Genomic DNA, 15,481 nt, shown 5'->3' with positions numbered 1-15,481 from the left:
ATTTTATGGTAAATATTGTGGAAGAACTTAGTGAATTACTTAGACCATCTTGGGGCGCAGAAAAATGGATTTTAGAGGGATGGAACAAGATTACGGCAGATGAGAAACAACTCATTAAAAATAGAATTGACGAGTTATTTTGCGATGGTTTACCTTTTGAGCTTCAATCTGACAAGCTATTTTATATTTACACGTTTTCACTTTTAGCACAGCTCGAAGTATTGGCAGTGCAAATTCCGCTTAAATTTGAATCAAAAATGTCTACTGTTGAATACAGAGAGCGCATGCGTCAACAATTGCTTGACGAAATATTTCATGGCTTAGTATTCACTAAAATTGTTTATATGCTTTGCGCCCCTTATGCTTCTCCACCTCCCTACAGCCCACATATTGAAATCATTTGTAATTTTATTCGAGCAGAAAGTTGCCCTAAAGTAGCAATTATGTTGCTTAATCTTATAGGTGAGGGATGGATTGAGGAAATTTTTGAAAGCCTACATCGTTATGGTGTTGCACCAAAAGTATTCACAACAATTCTCGAAGATGAGCATCGTCATGTATGCGAAGCCGATTTATATCGTGATATTGGTATGCCAGATGTTGAGCAAATAAAACCGAAAATTGCTTATCTGGAAGAACAATTAATCACCAATATTTTTATGCAATATAAATATATGTCTTCTGTTTGTGCTTTATTGGGTGTTGATGGAGTGATGCATTTTAAAGAATCCCTCAATAGAAAACATACTCAGCAGCTAAGTAAAGTCAATCTTGAACCCAGTGAAAATTGGAAGAATTTCATTGGATTTGCAGATGAACTATTACCTAGAGTTCGAAATTATACTGAGTCAAATCGAGAAGTTGAAATGACTCCAATTCGAAAAGCACTCATGACTCAGTGGGATAACCCAAGCGATCCAACGATGACTGGACAGTTTAGGATCGATATCTCATGCCTTGACTTTTTTAATAAAAAATTTGCTTCAGAGACCTTGACTACTTTGATGTTGCAGGCAGTTAGTTCCTGGATGACGCTCTCGGATTCTTTTAGAAATTATTTGAGTTTTCGAAAAATTTTCCAAACGAAGGAAGCTTATGTTGGTCTTGTCGTATTGCTGCCGGGATGTGGTGATCATCTAGGTACAATTGTTTTCGAAAATTGTCATAATCTTAGCTTTTATGATTTGTCTGCAAAAATTCGCACCATAGTAGGTATGATGGTTTATTGCTATAAAAAACGTGAACACTTAGAAAAAACAAATCCACGTATACAGCAACTAATGAAAGATATGGTTTATGAATATGCATATAACACTTATCCATATCCCCTCGCAGGAACACCGTATATCTCATTAAGTAATATTGGTGTTTTTGGTTATACCCAATCTATGGCACCACTTCGTAAAACTGAGTCCATGCGATTTACTATAATGGAAGTTGATCGAAGACCTGTTTGGCAACATGATACACAGTCATTTGTACCTAAAGATATGTTGCCCGTCTCTATCAGCGCGGATCATCGTATTTTTGATGGTAATTCGACCGTACCTAAAATGGTTGAAGAAAGGTTCCAGGCTATGTTTGCTAAAATGTGTAAGGAAAAGCCGAAAGCAAAACAACCATTGCATCAGCATGAACAATTAGAATTACTTATCGATCAATTGATTGAAACCAATGTTGAAATGGGATACAAGATGTTGATGTTACTTCAAACCTGTTGGTTTGATTTTATTTCCCTTGAAGACTGTTATACTGCATCCCATTATCATGGGACACAAGATTATACTAAGGAGCCAACTCTTATCTAATGTAATCGAGCAGAAAGTTATATACCCAAGCAGCAATATAACTACTAACAAAAGTGTTCATGAGTACTATGCCCGCACCTAGACCGGCATTAGCCACGGAGGGAGTATATGAAAGATATATACTGCCTACCATGGCGACAAAGGGTTTACCAGTATAAAAAACAAATGCCGCCAAGCCCATAAAAAATGAAGCAAGTGCTGATAGAATACTAATAGAAATACTTAAAGCAAGCGGATTTATTTTGCTGAATTCCATGATTTTTATCCTATTTTTAATAATAATTCATGCTATTATCAATTATTCCTTTTGAGATGGGAAGCTCATTTTTGTTAGAAATTTTATAGAGATAACGATGGACTCTTGCATGCATTGCAAGTAGAGTTATCTAATTGAATAATGCATTTTTCATAGTATTTTGTTTCGTGAGCCAAATAGAATATTTTAAATTAAATAGTTCTACTTAAGATGTTCATAAGAACGCTAATTACTTGAATGGATTAGTAAAGAATGTTAATTTTTTTAAAAGCTAATTTTCTGTCTTCAACCCCAAAGGGCATGGAGCTCTGATTGAAAAAAACGGTTTTATTTTCATCTCTGTTTTCACTTACTTTGCCAATAAGTGCGTACACCCTAGGTTTAGGTAAAATGAAAGTAGAATCAGCTTTAGACCAGCCTTTTCTTGCTGAAATTGAATTACTCGATGTACACGACGTTTCTTTGTCCGGTATTAAAGTAGGACTTGCTGATCCACAAAGCTATCGAAGCTTAGGTATTGAGCATTCTGAAGAAGTTAGTTCTCTTTCCTTTGATATTAGAAAAAATAAACAGGGAAAATTCGTTGTGATCGTTCACTCAACAGAACGAATGACGGATCCCTATATGGAACTTGTTGTCGATTTGATCTGGTCTAAAGGGCAAATTAATAAAGTTTTTACGGTATTGCTGGATCCACCTGGTTATAAATTAGCGAATACAACTGCACAAAGCGGTTTAACCTATCAGCGAAAATTTACTACTTATCATCAAAATACAACAGGTTCGACTAAGAAGTATCGTCAAGTGAATCAGGATCAGGCTACACAAAAGAAAAAAGCAGTTTATGGTCCGACAGTATCTAATGAAAATGTATGGCAGATTGCACAAAGATATAAAACTTCAGAAGCAATTTTACCGCAAATTGTTCTTGCAATTGTAGGAGCAAATCCGGATGCATTTATTGATGGAAATCTAAATGGATTAAAAAATGGAGTTCGCCTTAACGTTCCTTCTGATAAAGATTTTCAGGAGGTTCCAGCTGACTTAGCTACAGTTGAAGTAATGGCTCATGATAAAGCATGGAACGAAAAAACATCAATTAATCATGTATTAGCTCCTCCCTATATAACAGGACAAGCATCCAGTGCAGCCTCTGTTGAGTACTCACAAATACCGCCTGTACCAAAGTTTTCTGATGTTTCAACTTTGATACCGAGCCAAACATTGTCTAGATTTACTTTGCCAAGTTCAATCTCGTCTTTGGAGACCAAGAAACAAGTGAGTCCTGAGCAAAATAGGACACTGAAAGCTGAAATATCAATTACAACTGCTGCAGTAGATTCTTTGCGGGAGTCTAATGCTCTATTAACAGAACAACTCAGTTTATTACAAACACAAAATAAAAGATTACAAAAACAATTAGATATACGCGATCACGAGCTTCAATTAATCCGTAATCAAATTCAAACGATGATGAAAGAGCGGATAGCCATTGCAGGACAAGCCAACTCCATGAACAATTCAGATCACTCATCTGATTTTTGGATTTTATTTCTGTTATTGCTTGTTGCTGGTGGGGCGAGTGGGGTTGCTGCATATTTTTATTTTAAATGGCGTGATCAAGCAAAAAAAGGATCCGTTACAGCAAAGACCAATGCTCCAATTACTGTACATTCTGATTCACAGAAACCCATTATTTGTTCTGATGAGGGGCTTATTACGGAAGAACCTGTACAAGAGTTTAAAGCAGAGTCTAATGAAAAAACTGTACCTGAATTAAAATCTGAACCTGAATTAAAATCTGAACCTGAATTAAAACCTGAACCTGAATTAAAATCTGAGCCTGAGTTAAAATCTGAGCCTGAGTTAAAATCTGAGCCTGAATTAAAACCTGAGCCTGAATTAAAACCTGAGCCTGAGTTAAAATCTGAGCCTGAATTAAAACCTGAGCCTGAATTAAAACCTGAGCCTGAATTAAAATCTGAGCCTGAATTAAAATCTGAGTCTGAATTAAAACCTGAGCCTGAATTAAAACCTGAGCCTGAATTAAAACCTGAACCTGAATTAAAACCTGAGCCTGAATTAAAACCTGAACCTGAATTAAAACCTGAGCCTGAATTAAAACCTGAGCCTGAATTAAAACCTGAGCCTGAATTAAAACCTGAGCCTGAGTTAAAACCTGAACCTGAGTTAAAACCTGAACCTGAGTTAAAACCTGAACCCGAGTTAAAACCTGAGCCTGAGTTAAAACCTGAGCCTGAATTAAAACCAGAACCTGAATTAAAACCAGAACCTGAACCAAAGGCTGAGCCGGAATTAGAGTTTAGACCTGTGATAAAAACAGAACCTAATTTTGAGGCTGCAAGTGAGTTCACAAAAGGTACTTCTAATGCTCCTGAGCCTCAAGTATTGGCAACAGATGAAGAGCACTTGTTGGAAATTATACCTACTGAAGAGAAATTTGAGTCATCTGAGCGAACTAATGATGGCAAAAAAGATAAATCTCAAGAAGATAATTTACTTGAGTTTGAATCGGGTTTACATCATATGCTTACATCAAAGCCGACTCTAGGAGAAAATAATTCTCAAGAGCACGGCGATGAGGACAATGGTTTGGATTTTACTCCTTCATCTGATGATGTAATTCAAACACAGAAAAACGATGAGAATAGTGATCTTTCCCAGTTAAAAAACAAAAAGGCACTAGATACTCTGCTTGCTCTAGCAAGAACTTATATAGGAATGGAAGATATAGAATCTGCATTGCATTCTTTAAACGAAGTTATGGAACATGGTACTAAGTCACAAAAAGATGAAGCGCAACGCTTAATTGATGAAATACAAGGAAAACCATAATTTTTATTATGACCTGGATGAGGGTTTTGCTCGTAACGTGAGCTCCATTAGCAAAAACAACCTGGGCTTTGCTACGCTAGACCCAGGCTTATCTATGAGGGTTTTATTTCTTTATTTAACAAAGTTCTTTTCTTTACCAAAAAGATAGGTGGCTGTGATTAAAACTTCGTTTGAACGATAGGAACCAAGAGTTAATGATTCTCCAGTCCAAGCATTAACTCCGTTACCAGAGGCGAGTGGGCCTAAGTCCTGGTAAATATAACCCACTGAGAGGAACAATTGCGGAAGGAGTTGTACATCCACACCTGCACCTATATTGTAAGCGAACTCACTTGTATTAGAGTTTCTAAATTCAGGACTAATTCGCGGGGTAACTCCTGATAATGCGGATTCACTATAGTTAGAGGCATTGTTGAAAGAGCTGCCAATTCCTCCGTTAATGAATGGTGAAAATATTCCATATCTCATCAGATTTATTTTTCCAGAGGCTAATAAGAGATTGGAAGTAAAGTCCAGATTGTAGTTGTAGTTTGTAAATTGAGGTAAAGAATATTGTGTAATTTCCCCACTGATATGTGTTTTGAAAAAATACTGCCAAAAGATGCTCAATGAATAAGAAGGGAACCAGAGGCCATCATTTTGCCAACGTCGGCCTGCAGATGCTGCAATAATTCCTCCATTATTACTCGTAATTGAGTAGCGGTCTGCACCATAAGGGGCTGGAAACCCCGAGCCATTATTTACTTTGGTATGGGAATTTAATTCCGGAAATTGCGCGCCTCCTCCAATTGATAAAAACCAATTACCTTGAGCGTTGGAGATAGATTGATGTAAGGAATTTTGAATGTTTTCGATGTTTTTAGAGAAAGAAGAACTATGGCAGACAAATAATAAAGTGGTAATACCTAAGTAAAATAAATTCCTTTTCATAATGAGTCTCAATTAATGATTATAATGATATGCACAATTATTGACGCCAATTAATTGCGGAATGAGAAAGTATCATAATTGAATGAATCAAATCAATAAAATAGTCGAAGACACTTTTTAATACCTATTAATTTATAGGCGAAAATCATTAATTACTAAAAATCAGAACCAAGATAAAAGAAATTACTATAATATTTAATAAACTTGTAAATCAATTATATTAAGGTATAGACAAAACATATACTGTATTATAAATTGACCCTTTTATCAGGAATATTCAATGCGTATCGCCTTAGTGCTTGAGTACGATGGTAGCCAGTATCATGGCTGGCAAGCACAAACAGGCTTGCATACTGTGCAACAAGCCGTAGAACATGCTTTATCAAAGGTAGCAGATGGTCCTATTTCTGTAGTTTGCGCAGGTAGGACAGATACTGGTGTACATGCTACAAACCAAGTAATTCATTTCGACTGTGATAAAGTGCGTAGTATTCGTGCATGGATTCATGGCGCGAACTCTTTTTTGCCTAAAGATATTTGCGTTAAATGGGGAAAAGAATTAACAGAAGAATTTCATGCGAGATATTCTGCCACTGCGAGAAGATATCGTTATGTTATTTATAATGGTGCTATTCGACCTGCTTTATTTCGAAGCAATATAACTTGGCAATACCGGCAATTAGATCATCGTTTGATGCATCAAGCGGCCCAGGTTTTATTAGGAGAGAATGATTTTACTTCATTTCGCTCTGTTGAATGTCAGTCGAATACGCCTATGCGGAATATTCATAAATTACAGGTGAGTCGTACTGGTGATTTGGTGATAATAGATATTACTGCTAATGCTTTTTTACATCATATGGTACGAAATATTGCTGGTGTATTAATTGCAGTAGGTTCAGGAAAACATCCTGTATCTTGGGTAGATGAAGTGCTAAAAGCAAAAGACAGAAGACTCGGTGCCGAAACAGCACCTGCTTATGGGTTGTATTTAGTACAAGTGACTTACCCTCAGACGTTTTCTATATTACAGAATAATCCGGGGCCTTCTTTTCTTATGGAGAAATAATGAATCTGGCACGCATACGAGTCAAAATGTGTGGTATGACACGTAGCGAAGATGTCGCGCATGCGATTAATCTGGGTGTTGATGCTATAGGTTTGATTTTTTATCCGAAAAGTGCACGTTATGTTTCAATAGATCAGGCAAAAGTCTTGTTAAAAGATTTGCCTGCATTTGTAAATTCCGTTGCTGTTTTGGTGAATCCTGAACGTGATTTAGTCCATCAAATAGTAGAAGAATTACCGATTCAGCTATTGCAGTTTCATGGTGATGAATCCGCTGAGTTTTGCGAGCAATTTAATATGCCTTTTATTAAGGCAATACACTGTAATTCAGCAACATATATTCATCAGGCTGCACAGGATTTTGCAACAGCACGCGCATTATTGTTAGACACACCTTCAGAGGTAGCGCGCGGTGGAACTGGATGTGCTTTTGATTGGAAAATTATTCCACAAAAGCTGGAAAAGCCTTACATATTGGCTGGTGGATTGGATGAATTTAATGTACTCGAAGCAATTAAATCTTGTCATCCTTATGCTGTCGATCTGTGCAGTGGCATTGAGGTATCACCTGGGATTAAAGATCATGGCAAAATGAGTCGGTTTATGCAGAAATTGTTAAATTGGTAGTATAGTCGCCTGGGTGAAGCGCAGCGTAACCCGGGAAATTGGAATGCTGATCTCGGGTTACGCTGCGCTTCACCCAGGCTCATTTTTAAGAAGTTAATGAAGGTAGAGATGAACAAAAAAGAACTTCCTGACGAGCACGGGCACTTTGGTCCCTACGGTGGTATTTTTGTAGCAGATACCCTGATGTATGCATTAAAGCAATTAGAAGAAGCTTATGCAAAATATCGAAAAGATCCCAATTTTTTAGCAGAGCTAAATGCTGAATTAAAAGATTATGTGGGACGACCTAATCCACTTTATCATGCTCAACGTTTAAGTAAAGAAATCGGGGGGGCACAAATCTATTTAAAACGTGAGGATTTGAACCATACCGGGGCGCACAAAATTAATAATACAGTAGGGCAAGCGCTCCTTGCCACACGTATGGGAAAAACTCGAGTAATTGCCGAAACAGGCGCTGGCCAGCATGGGGTGGCTTCTGCAACAGTAGCGGCTAAATTAGGTTTAGAATGCGTGGTGTATATGGGGGCTGAGGATATAAAACGTCAGTCATCTAATGTTTATCGCATGAAATTGTTAGGTGCGGAAGTTGTCCCAGTTACATCAGGATCACAAACGTTAAAAGATGCATTAAATGAAGCGATGCGTGATTGGGTAAGCCATGTTGATGATACCTTTTATATTATTGGTACAGTGGCTGGCCCACATCCTTATCCCCAGATGGTTCGAGATTTTCAATCTGTTATTGGCATAGAAGCAAAAGCTCAATTTCTGGAAAAAACCGGACGCTTACCCGATGCATTAGTTGCTTGCGTAGGCGGTGGCTCTAATGCAATCGGTTTATTTTACCCATTCCTAAGTGACTCAACGGTTGCAATCTATGGAGTTGAGGCAGGAGGAAAGGGGTTAGAAAGTGGCGAACATTCTGCTTCATTGATTGCGGGAAAACCGGGGGTGTTACATGGTAACCGGACATATTTGCTCTGTGATGAATACGGTCAAATCAAAGATACTCACTCCGTCTCAGCAGGTCTTGATTACCCGGGAGTAGGTCCTGAACATGCTTATTTAAAAGATACAGGACGCGTTATTTATGAAGCAATTAATGATGATGAAGCATTGAACGCTTTTCGTACTTTAACACGGGTTGAGGGAATTATTCCTGCTCTTGAGTCCAGCCATGCAGTGGCTTATGCAATGAAGCTTGCCAAGAAGATGTCAGTGGATCAAAGTATTATCGTGAATTTATCAGGTCGAGGTGATAAAGATATGCACACTGTGGCACAAATTGATGGGATTACCGTATGAATCGAATCGACAAAACATTGATGCGCTTGAACGCCAGTGGTAAAAAAATGCTTAGTCCTTACATTACTGCCGGAGATCCTTATCCCGAAATCACGGTGAAGCTTATGCATGAACTGGTTAGAGCCGGGGCAGATATTTTAGAACTGGGTATTCCTTTTTCTGATCCCATGGCGGAAGGACCTGTTATCCAAAGAGCAATGGAACGAGCGCTTGCTCAGGATGTGCATTGCCAAACGGTTTTGAATATGGTGAAAGAGTTTCGTTTGCAGGATCAGGAGACGCCAATTGTTATCATGGGTTATTTAAATCCTATTGAGCATTTTGGCTATGAACTTTTTGCACAACAGGCAATAGAATCCGGGGTAGATGGAACAATCTTAGTAGATTTACCTCCCGAGGAAAGTGAAGAAGTAGCTAAGATCTGGCAAAAATATGGTTTATACAGTATCTTTCTTTGTTCTCCTACGACATCCGATGAGCGAATGGCATTAATTAACCAATTCGCCAAGGGTTATTTGTACTATGTGTCTTTAAAAGGTGTTACTGGTTCAGATGCATTGGATGTATCATCTTTAAACGCGCAGTATCAACGCCGTAAAGCACAAACCAAGCTTCCTTTAATGGTAGGCTTTGGCATAAAAACACCAGAAATGGCTGCAGAAGTTGCCAGATTTGCAGATGGTGTTATCGTTGGAGCGGCCCTGATTACACGAGTTCTGGAAGCGTACAACGCGAATAAAGATATGTTGGAAGCGGGAGCCGATTTAATTTACTCTATGCGACATGCTATGGATAAAAATTTAAAATGATAACAAAAGTTGCGCCAGTCTTATTCCAACTAATGAGATATAGAGAAAAATGCATTATTGGGTTGGTTTGATGAACACAAGCGTAACCTGGGAATCCGGTATTCAATAACCGGCATATAAGATTAATCGAGTTATAGCTTATTTTTACTGAAGCTACATAGTAATAACAGTGACGGAAATATCCCAATGATAGAATTAACTGAAAAACGAGCTCATTTTATAAGACAACTGATTACTGATGAACTGGCGAGTGGCAAACATAAGTCTGTAGTGACTCGTTTTCCTCCCGAACCTAACGGATATTTGCACGTAGGGCATGCTAAATCTATCTGTTTGAATTTTGGTTTGGCGCAAGAGTTTGGAGGAATCTGTTATCTACGTTTTGATGATACTAATCCAATCAAAGAAGAGGAAGAGTATGTCAATGCCATTATTGAGGATGTACGTTGGTTAGGGTTTGAATGGCATGACATGACGCACTCTTCAGACTATTACCATGAGTTGTATGATTTTGCTGTGTTACTTATTAAAAAAGATTTGGCTTATGTGGATAGTTTAAGCATGGAAGAAATTCGTGCTTATCGCGGAACCTTACAAGAGCCTGGACGTGAAAGTCCATACAGAAATCGACCCATCGAAGAAAGCTTGGATTTATTCACACGCATGAAAGCAGGGGAGTTTTCTGATGGTGCCCATGTATTAAGAGCAAAAATTGATATGCAGTCTGGTAACTTGAACATGCGTGATCCGGTAATCTACCGCATTCGACATGCGCATCACCAGCGTACTGGTGACGAATGGTGTATTTATCCGATGTATGATTATGCTCATCCTATTTCCGATGCTTTAGAAAAAATTACTCATTCATTGTGTACCTTAGAGTTTCAAGATCACCGTCCTCTCTATGACTGGTGTGTAGACAATTTACCGTTACCTGCAAAACCGATACAAACAGAGTTTGCACGTTTGAATTTATCACATACAGTCACTTCCAAGCGCAAATTACGTGAGCTGGTCGAAAAAAAGGCTGTTACTGGATGGGATGATCCACGAATGCCTACGATACGTGGGATGAGAAAACGCGGTTATCCAGCAGCTGCAATCCGCCAGTTTTGTGAAATAATAGGAATATCACGTAGTGATTCTGTAATCGATATGTCCATACTTGAGGAATGTGTTCGTGATGAGTTAAATAGAACAGCGAAACGCGCTTTATGCGTTATGGATCCTATAAAAGTAGTTCTAGAAAACTATCCAGAAGGTAAAGTAGAAGTATTAAAGCCAGCTTATAATCAGCAAGATCCAGATTCGGAGCGACGTGATTTACCGTTTACGCGAGAGCTTTTTATTGAACGTTCAGATTTTATGGAAGAGCCACCTAAAAAATACTTCCGTTTATCTCCCGGGGCTGAAGTGCGTTTACGTCACGCTTATGTAATTAAATGTCATGAAGTGATTCATGATGAACAGGGCAATATTATTGAGTTGCGCTGTACCTATGATGAAAAAACTTTAGGAAGAAATCCTGAAGATAGAAAAGTAAAAGGGGTCATCCATTGGGTATCATGTGAACATGCATATCCTGTGACTGTATTAGAGTATGACCGTTTATTTAATGATCCCAACCCTGGCCGAGAGGACGATTTTTTCCAATTTTTAAATCATAACTCATTGCAAATAAAACAAGCCTATTGTGAACCAGCTTTAGCAACTCAGCAAGAAGGCGAAGTGTTTCAGTTTGAGCGTTTGGGATACTATGGTGTTAATGAATTAAAAGATGGACGTGTTAACATATTTCATCGTGTCGTTGACTTGAAAGATACTTGGGGAAAACTAGGGTAAGCTAAAGGGGCAGATATGTTGCATTTATATAATTCTTTAACCAGAACAAAAGAACCGTTTGTTTCAATTGCACCTGGAAAAATCGGGCTCTATGTTTGTGGTATTACTGTTTATGATCATTGTCATATAGGCCATGCTCGCTCTATGGTAGCTTTTGATGTTATTGTTCGTTATTTGCGTTCCCAAGGTTATGAGGTGAAATATGTGCGTAATATTACGGATATTGATGACAAAATTATCGCACGTGCACATGAGCGTGCTATACCAATAGATGAATTGACTGCTCAGTATATTGCAGCAATGAATGAGGATACAAAAGCCTTAAATATTTTAGCACCGGATGTAGAACCACGGGCTACGGAGCATATACACAGTATTATTCAATTAATTGAACGTTTGCTTGCGAAAGGAAATGCTTATCTTAGCGATAATGGTGATGTATGTTACCAAGTCGACTCATTCGCTGACTATGGTAAATTATCGCACAAGGATTTAGAGGGATTAGTCGCTGGAGCTCGTGTTGAAATTGTGAAAGAAAAACGCTCCCCATTGGACTTTGTTTTATGGAAAAAAGCAAAACAAGGCGAGCCCAGTTGGCCATCTCCTTGGGGTGAAGGACGTCCAGGCTGGCATATTGAATGTTCTGCAATGGCTATGAGTGAGTTAGGTGAGCAATTCGATATTCATGGGGGCGGTTTGGATTTACAATTTCCTCATCATGAAAATGAGATCGCTCAGAGTGAGGCGGCTACCGAAAAGCCATTTGCAAATTATTGGTTGCATGTAGGAATGTTGCAAGTTAATAACGAGAAAATGTCAAAATCATTGGGCAATTTTTTCACTATTGCTGATGTTTTGGCTGATCATCATCCTGAAGTGGTGCGTTATTTCCTTTTAAGCAGTCATTATCGTAGTTCATTGAATTATTCTGAAGAAAATTTGGCCAACTCAAAAAAAGCATTAACTCGTTTGTATCAAACCATAAAAGACGGCCATACTATTGCTGACGGAGAATTAGATAATCATTGGATTAATGAATTTAACCAGGCGATGAATGACGACTTTAATACACCCGTGGCATTATCTGTTTTGTTTCAGCTTAGCCATGAAGTAAATAAGAATAACTCACCGGTTCTAGGTGCTACCTTGAAATATTTAGCAGGTATTATGGGGCTATTGCAGGAAGACCCGGCTTCATTTTTACAATCAGGATTTGCTGAAGAGGATAGAGTAGAAATAGAACAATTAATTGCTGAGCGACTTCAAGCACGTGCTGATAGGAATTGGGGGCGTGCTGACCAGATAAGAGCAGACTTACTAAGTCGTGGCATCGAGTTAGAAGATGGGGTCAACGGAACCACTTGGCGTAAGGTTGAATAGGTCTTGTAGCCAGGGTTTAATGCAGAGAAACCCGGGGATTATAGAGAATAGAATTCCCAGGTTTCCTTTCGCGATAGTACATCAAATTATAAAAAGTTCCAGTGATAGGAACCTTCTTTCAATTGCTATTTTGAATTAACCCATGATTACTTTTTTTATCTTTATTTGTTAGAGACAACTAATAAGATTTTTTCCTATCATTTGGAAAATACTTCTTTGTTTCCACAGACGAATACGGTTATAGACATTTTAAAAACTCAAATCCCTCGCTTGGAGGCGTTTATCGTCAATGAGGAAAACATTAGGATTTATGGAGCTCAATTAGTTAATTATGTATATTATTTACATGATTTAAATATTATTGATTTAAGGAAATCCTATACCAAACTTTTTCAGCAAACTTTTCCCGATTATATGGATAGTCAACTATCCGAATTGGAGTATGAAGCAAAACTTTATGGTATGACGTATTTTGTCACTGCAGCGAGTCATTATTATCAAAACTCAGTAAATGACGAATCCTTCCTCTGGATAAGCGATTATTTTGAGCGTAATATGCAACAAATAATAGAGCGCTCGGAGAATGATGTTATTGCCGAAATAGGGGTTTGCTTATTGTTATTAAATAAAAAGGATTCGCCAGTAATTAAAAAAATAAGGGACCATTTAGAGACAGTATATAACACGCAACATCAGATGATTCCTGCGCGCACCAACTCTGTCGATTTTATATTTGGTGAACATCGTAATACTCTTACCGTAATGCTTTATAAATGGCCAGAAAAACTTATGGATGGTCCATTTTTTACAGAAGAATTAGCATTAATTCATTGATGTTTTTAATAGGGCAAATGTAGCGTTATCTTTTATGTAGCTATAAGCCTTTGAGTTTCAGATTATTGATTCAAATTTAATTTACATAAATTGGTCGGGGGATATGATCTACTGATCTAGGGAAAGACAGTGAAAGATTTTACTAAAGAAGATGTATGTACCATGTACCATATCTTTTTGGGGCGCCAACCAGAAAGTATCGAAGTATTGGATATTCATTATGCTCATCATCAATCACTCATCGAAATGTTAAATTCTTTTTGGCATTGTGATGAATTTAAAAAAAGAATGGACTCAATAAACAAAACAGTTGTTAAGAAAAGTCAAAAAACGGATAGCCTTACACACCATATCACTGCTACAGGAAATTATTTTTTGCCAACGGATGCGCATGAAGACATTATTGCGAATGCCATCATTTCTGGGAATATTTTTGATGAGCCTATTTATGAAGTAGCTAAGCGTTATATTAAACCCGGAACTACAGTATTAGATATTGGTTCTAATTTTGGTCAAATGGCAGTTTTGTTTTCTCAATTAGTGGGTGATGAAGGTGTCGTACATGCATTTGAGGCTGATGATTTTGTTTATTCTGTTTTGAGGAAAAATATTGCAGAAAATGCCCAAAACATCATAAGTCATTTCGGTGCAGTCCATAATCGTAGGGATGAGACTCTGTTTTTTCCTGTCCAAGATTTCGAGCGATTTTCTACTTATGGTTCTTACGGAATAGATTATGTCTATGGGAAAGGGCGTCCAGTCAAATCAATAATGATAGATGATCTTGATTTTGAAAAACCAGTAAGCTTTATGAAAATCGATATTCAAGGCGGTGATTTATTGGCAATGCAAGGGGCGGTAAAAACAATAGAAAAATATAAAATGCCAATTGTTTTTGAATATGAATATTTATTTGAAGAGGAACTAAATTTAAGCTTTCAGGAGTATGTAAATTTTGTAAAAATGATAAATTATCAATTCAAAAGCGTAATAAATGGACAAAACTTTTTAATTGTTGCAAATTGTTGATGGAAAATAGAATAATATGTTCAAAAAATATTTAAGATTGCTTAACTTTTGGAACACTATGATTTAATACCATTCTTGTAAGGGGTTGATCTTTATTAGCACGAGCTACGGCTATAAAAATTAACAAAAACATCATAGAAAGCGCCATCCAACCCATAAGATAAAAACAATCATCAAGTGCCAAAGCAATAGCCTGACGCGTAAGGTAATTATTTAATTGAGCAAGAGCATGTTTACCTTGGAGATGGAATAGTTTTGCCTGTTGTAAAAAATTTTGTGTTTCAGGGGAAAATGCAGTCAAATTGCTGCCCAATCGAAGGTGAAAAAAGACTTCGCGTCTATGCCATAAAATAAGAAATAATGAAACGCCTAACGCACTACCAAGCAAACGTGACACATGAAAAAAACATATGCATTCAGCGAGCTTTGTTTCAGGAAAAGTGAATACTGATAAATGAAAGAGGGGGGATAAAAATAATGCTAGGCCTATACCGGCTAGTCCTCGTGAAAATGCAATACGGTTAAAATTAATATCTACGTTAAAGTATGCGGTATAGAAACAGGAAAGGGCAAAGAAAAGTAGGGCAATGAGTAATGGATAAAATGGTGTAGACAGTGCTAATAACCCGCTAGTAAATGGCGCAGGCCATCAATAAAGTTTCACCAGAAAATACCCCAAGAAGTTTACAAAAAGACCAAGACAGAAAACTCATCTAAAATAAAGGGACTAATGA

Annotated in this window: 13 protein-coding genes; 10 read left to right on the top strand and 3 right to left on the bottom strand. The window is 37.6% G+C overall.

Annotation, left to right across the window (positions count from 1 at the left end):
• Positions 1–17: 17 nt before the first annotated feature.
• Positions 18–1,808, top strand: a complete 1,791-nt coding sequence (locus tag ACWTEW_RS18295) for a 2-oxo acid dehydrogenase subunit E2 (protein ID WP_454783087.1) — start codon at positions 18–20, stop codon at positions 1,806–1,808.
• Here ACWTEW_RS18295 and ACWTEW_RS18290 read toward each other — a convergent pair.
• Positions 1,801–2,064, bottom strand: coding sequence for a hypothetical protein (locus tag ACWTEW_RS18290; protein WP_182393310.1), 264 nt, complete (start codon positions 2,062–2,064; stop codon positions 1,801–1,803). The genes ACWTEW_RS18295 and ACWTEW_RS18290 overlap by 8 nt on opposite strands.
• A gap of 312 nt (positions 2,065–2,376) precedes the next feature.
• On the opposite strand from ACWTEW_RS18290, the gene ACWTEW_RS18285 reads away from it, so the two are divergent.
• A complete protein-coding gene (locus tag ACWTEW_RS18285) occupies positions 2,377–4,920 on the top strand; it encodes a FimV/HubP family polar landmark protein (RefSeq protein WP_454783086.1) in 2,544 nt (847 codons plus the stop codon).
• Between the two features lie 111 nt (positions 4,921–5,031).
• On the opposite strand, the gene ACWTEW_RS18280 is transcribed toward ACWTEW_RS18285, so the two are convergent.
• On the bottom strand, positions 5,032–5,850 hold the full coding sequence (locus ACWTEW_RS18280) for an outer membrane protein (RefSeq protein WP_454783085.1): 819 nt from the start codon (positions 5,848–5,850) through the stop codon (positions 5,032–5,034).
• Positions 5,851–6,130: 280 nt separating this feature from the next.
• On the opposite strand from ACWTEW_RS18280, the gene truA reads away from it, so the two are divergent.
• The 8 genes from truA (at position 6,131) to ACWTEW_RS18240 (ending at position 14,747) form a co-directional block, all read left to right on the top strand.
• Entirely contained in the window at positions 6,131–6,919 is a 789-nt protein-coding gene (gene truA / locus ACWTEW_RS18275; RefSeq protein ID WP_454783084.1) for a tRNA pseudouridine(38-40) synthase TruA, read from the top strand.
• Positions 6,919–7,545 carry a phosphoribosylanthranilate isomerase gene (locus ACWTEW_RS18270; RefSeq protein ID WP_454783083.1) on the top strand — a complete coding sequence of 209 codons (627 nt, stop codon included), beginning with the start codon at positions 6,919–6,921 and terminating at the stop codon, positions 7,543–7,545. The genes truA and ACWTEW_RS18270 overlap by 1 nt, the downstream gene beginning before the upstream one ends.
• Before the next feature lie 108 nt (positions 7,546–7,653).
• On the top strand, positions 7,654–8,853 hold the full coding sequence (gene trpB, locus ACWTEW_RS18265) for a tryptophan synthase subunit beta (protein WP_454783082.1): 1,200 nt from the start codon (positions 7,654–7,656) through the stop codon (positions 8,851–8,853).
• Complete coding sequence (trpA, locus tag ACWTEW_RS18260; protein ID WP_454783081.1) at positions 8,850–9,662, top strand: tryptophan synthase subunit alpha; 813 nt, start codon at positions 8,850–8,852, stop codon at positions 9,660–9,662. Before trpB ends, trpA begins: the two co-directional genes overlap by 4 nt.
• A 186-nt stretch (positions 9,663–9,848) precedes the next feature.
• Positions 9,849–11,504 carry a glutamine--tRNA ligase/YqeY domain fusion protein gene (locus ACWTEW_RS18255; RefSeq protein ID WP_454783080.1) on the top strand — a complete coding sequence of 552 codons (1,656 nt, stop codon included), beginning with the start codon at positions 9,849–9,851 and terminating at the stop codon, positions 11,502–11,504.
• A gap of 15 nt (positions 11,505–11,519) precedes the next feature.
• The gene (gene cysS, locus ACWTEW_RS18250) at positions 11,520–12,884 is read left to right on the top strand and encodes a cysteine--tRNA ligase (RefSeq protein WP_454783079.1); all 1,365 of its coding nucleotides are present in this window, start codon (positions 11,520–11,522) and stop codon (positions 12,882–12,884) included.
• Between the two features lie 165 nt (positions 12,885–13,049).
• Positions 13,050–13,718 (top strand): DUF3541 domain-containing protein, encoded by a 669-nt coding sequence (locus ACWTEW_RS18245; protein ID WP_454783078.1) that lies wholly within the window; start codon positions 13,050–13,052, stop codon positions 13,716–13,718.
• Positions 13,719–13,847: 129 nt separating this feature from the next.
• Positions 13,848–14,747 (top strand): FkbM family methyltransferase, encoded by a 900-nt coding sequence (locus tag ACWTEW_RS18240; RefSeq protein WP_454783077.1) that lies wholly within the window; start codon positions 13,848–13,850, stop codon positions 14,745–14,747.
• 31 nt (positions 14,748–14,778) lie between these two features.
• On the opposite strand, the gene ACWTEW_RS18235 is transcribed toward ACWTEW_RS18240, so the two are convergent.
• Positions 14,779–15,144, bottom strand: a complete 366-nt coding sequence (locus ACWTEW_RS18235) for a hypothetical protein (protein ID WP_454783076.1) — start codon at positions 15,142–15,144, stop codon at positions 14,779–14,781.
• Positions 15,145–15,481: the final 337 nt, after the last annotated feature.

It is taken from the genome of Legionella stuttgartensis (genome assembly GCF_977063405.2).
This window is presented reverse-complemented; position numbering and strand designations above follow the sequence as displayed.

Bases quoted from the DNA above. Each gene is read 5' to 3' on its own strand.
- ACWTEW_RS18290 (WP_182393310.1), bottom strand. From the start codon at position 2,064: ATGGAATTCAGCAAAATAAATCCGCTTGCTTTAAGTATTTCTATTAGT.
- cysS (WP_454783079.1), top strand. From the start codon at position 11,520: ATGTTGCATTTATATAATTCTTTAACCAGAACAAAAGAACCGTTTGTT.
- ACWTEW_RS18280 (WP_454783085.1), bottom strand. From the start codon at position 5,850: ATGAAAAGGAATTTATTTTACTTAGGTATTACCACTTTATTATTTGTC.
- trpB (WP_454783082.1), top strand. From the start codon at position 7,654: ATGAACAAAAAAGAACTTCCTGACGAGCACGGGCACTTTGGTCCCTAC.
- trpA (WP_454783081.1), top strand. From the start codon at position 8,850: ATGAATCGAATCGACAAAACATTGATGCGCTTGAACGCCAGTGGTAAA.
- truA (WP_454783084.1), top strand. From the start codon at position 6,131: ATGCGTATCGCCTTAGTGCTTGAGTACGATGGTAGCCAGTATCATGGC.
- ACWTEW_RS18270 (WP_454783083.1), top strand. From the start codon at position 6,919: ATGAATCTGGCACGCATACGAGTCAAAATGTGTGGTATGACACGTAGC.
- ACWTEW_RS18255 (WP_454783080.1), top strand. From the start codon at position 9,849: ATGATAGAATTAACTGAAAAACGAGCTCATTTTATAAGACAACTGATT.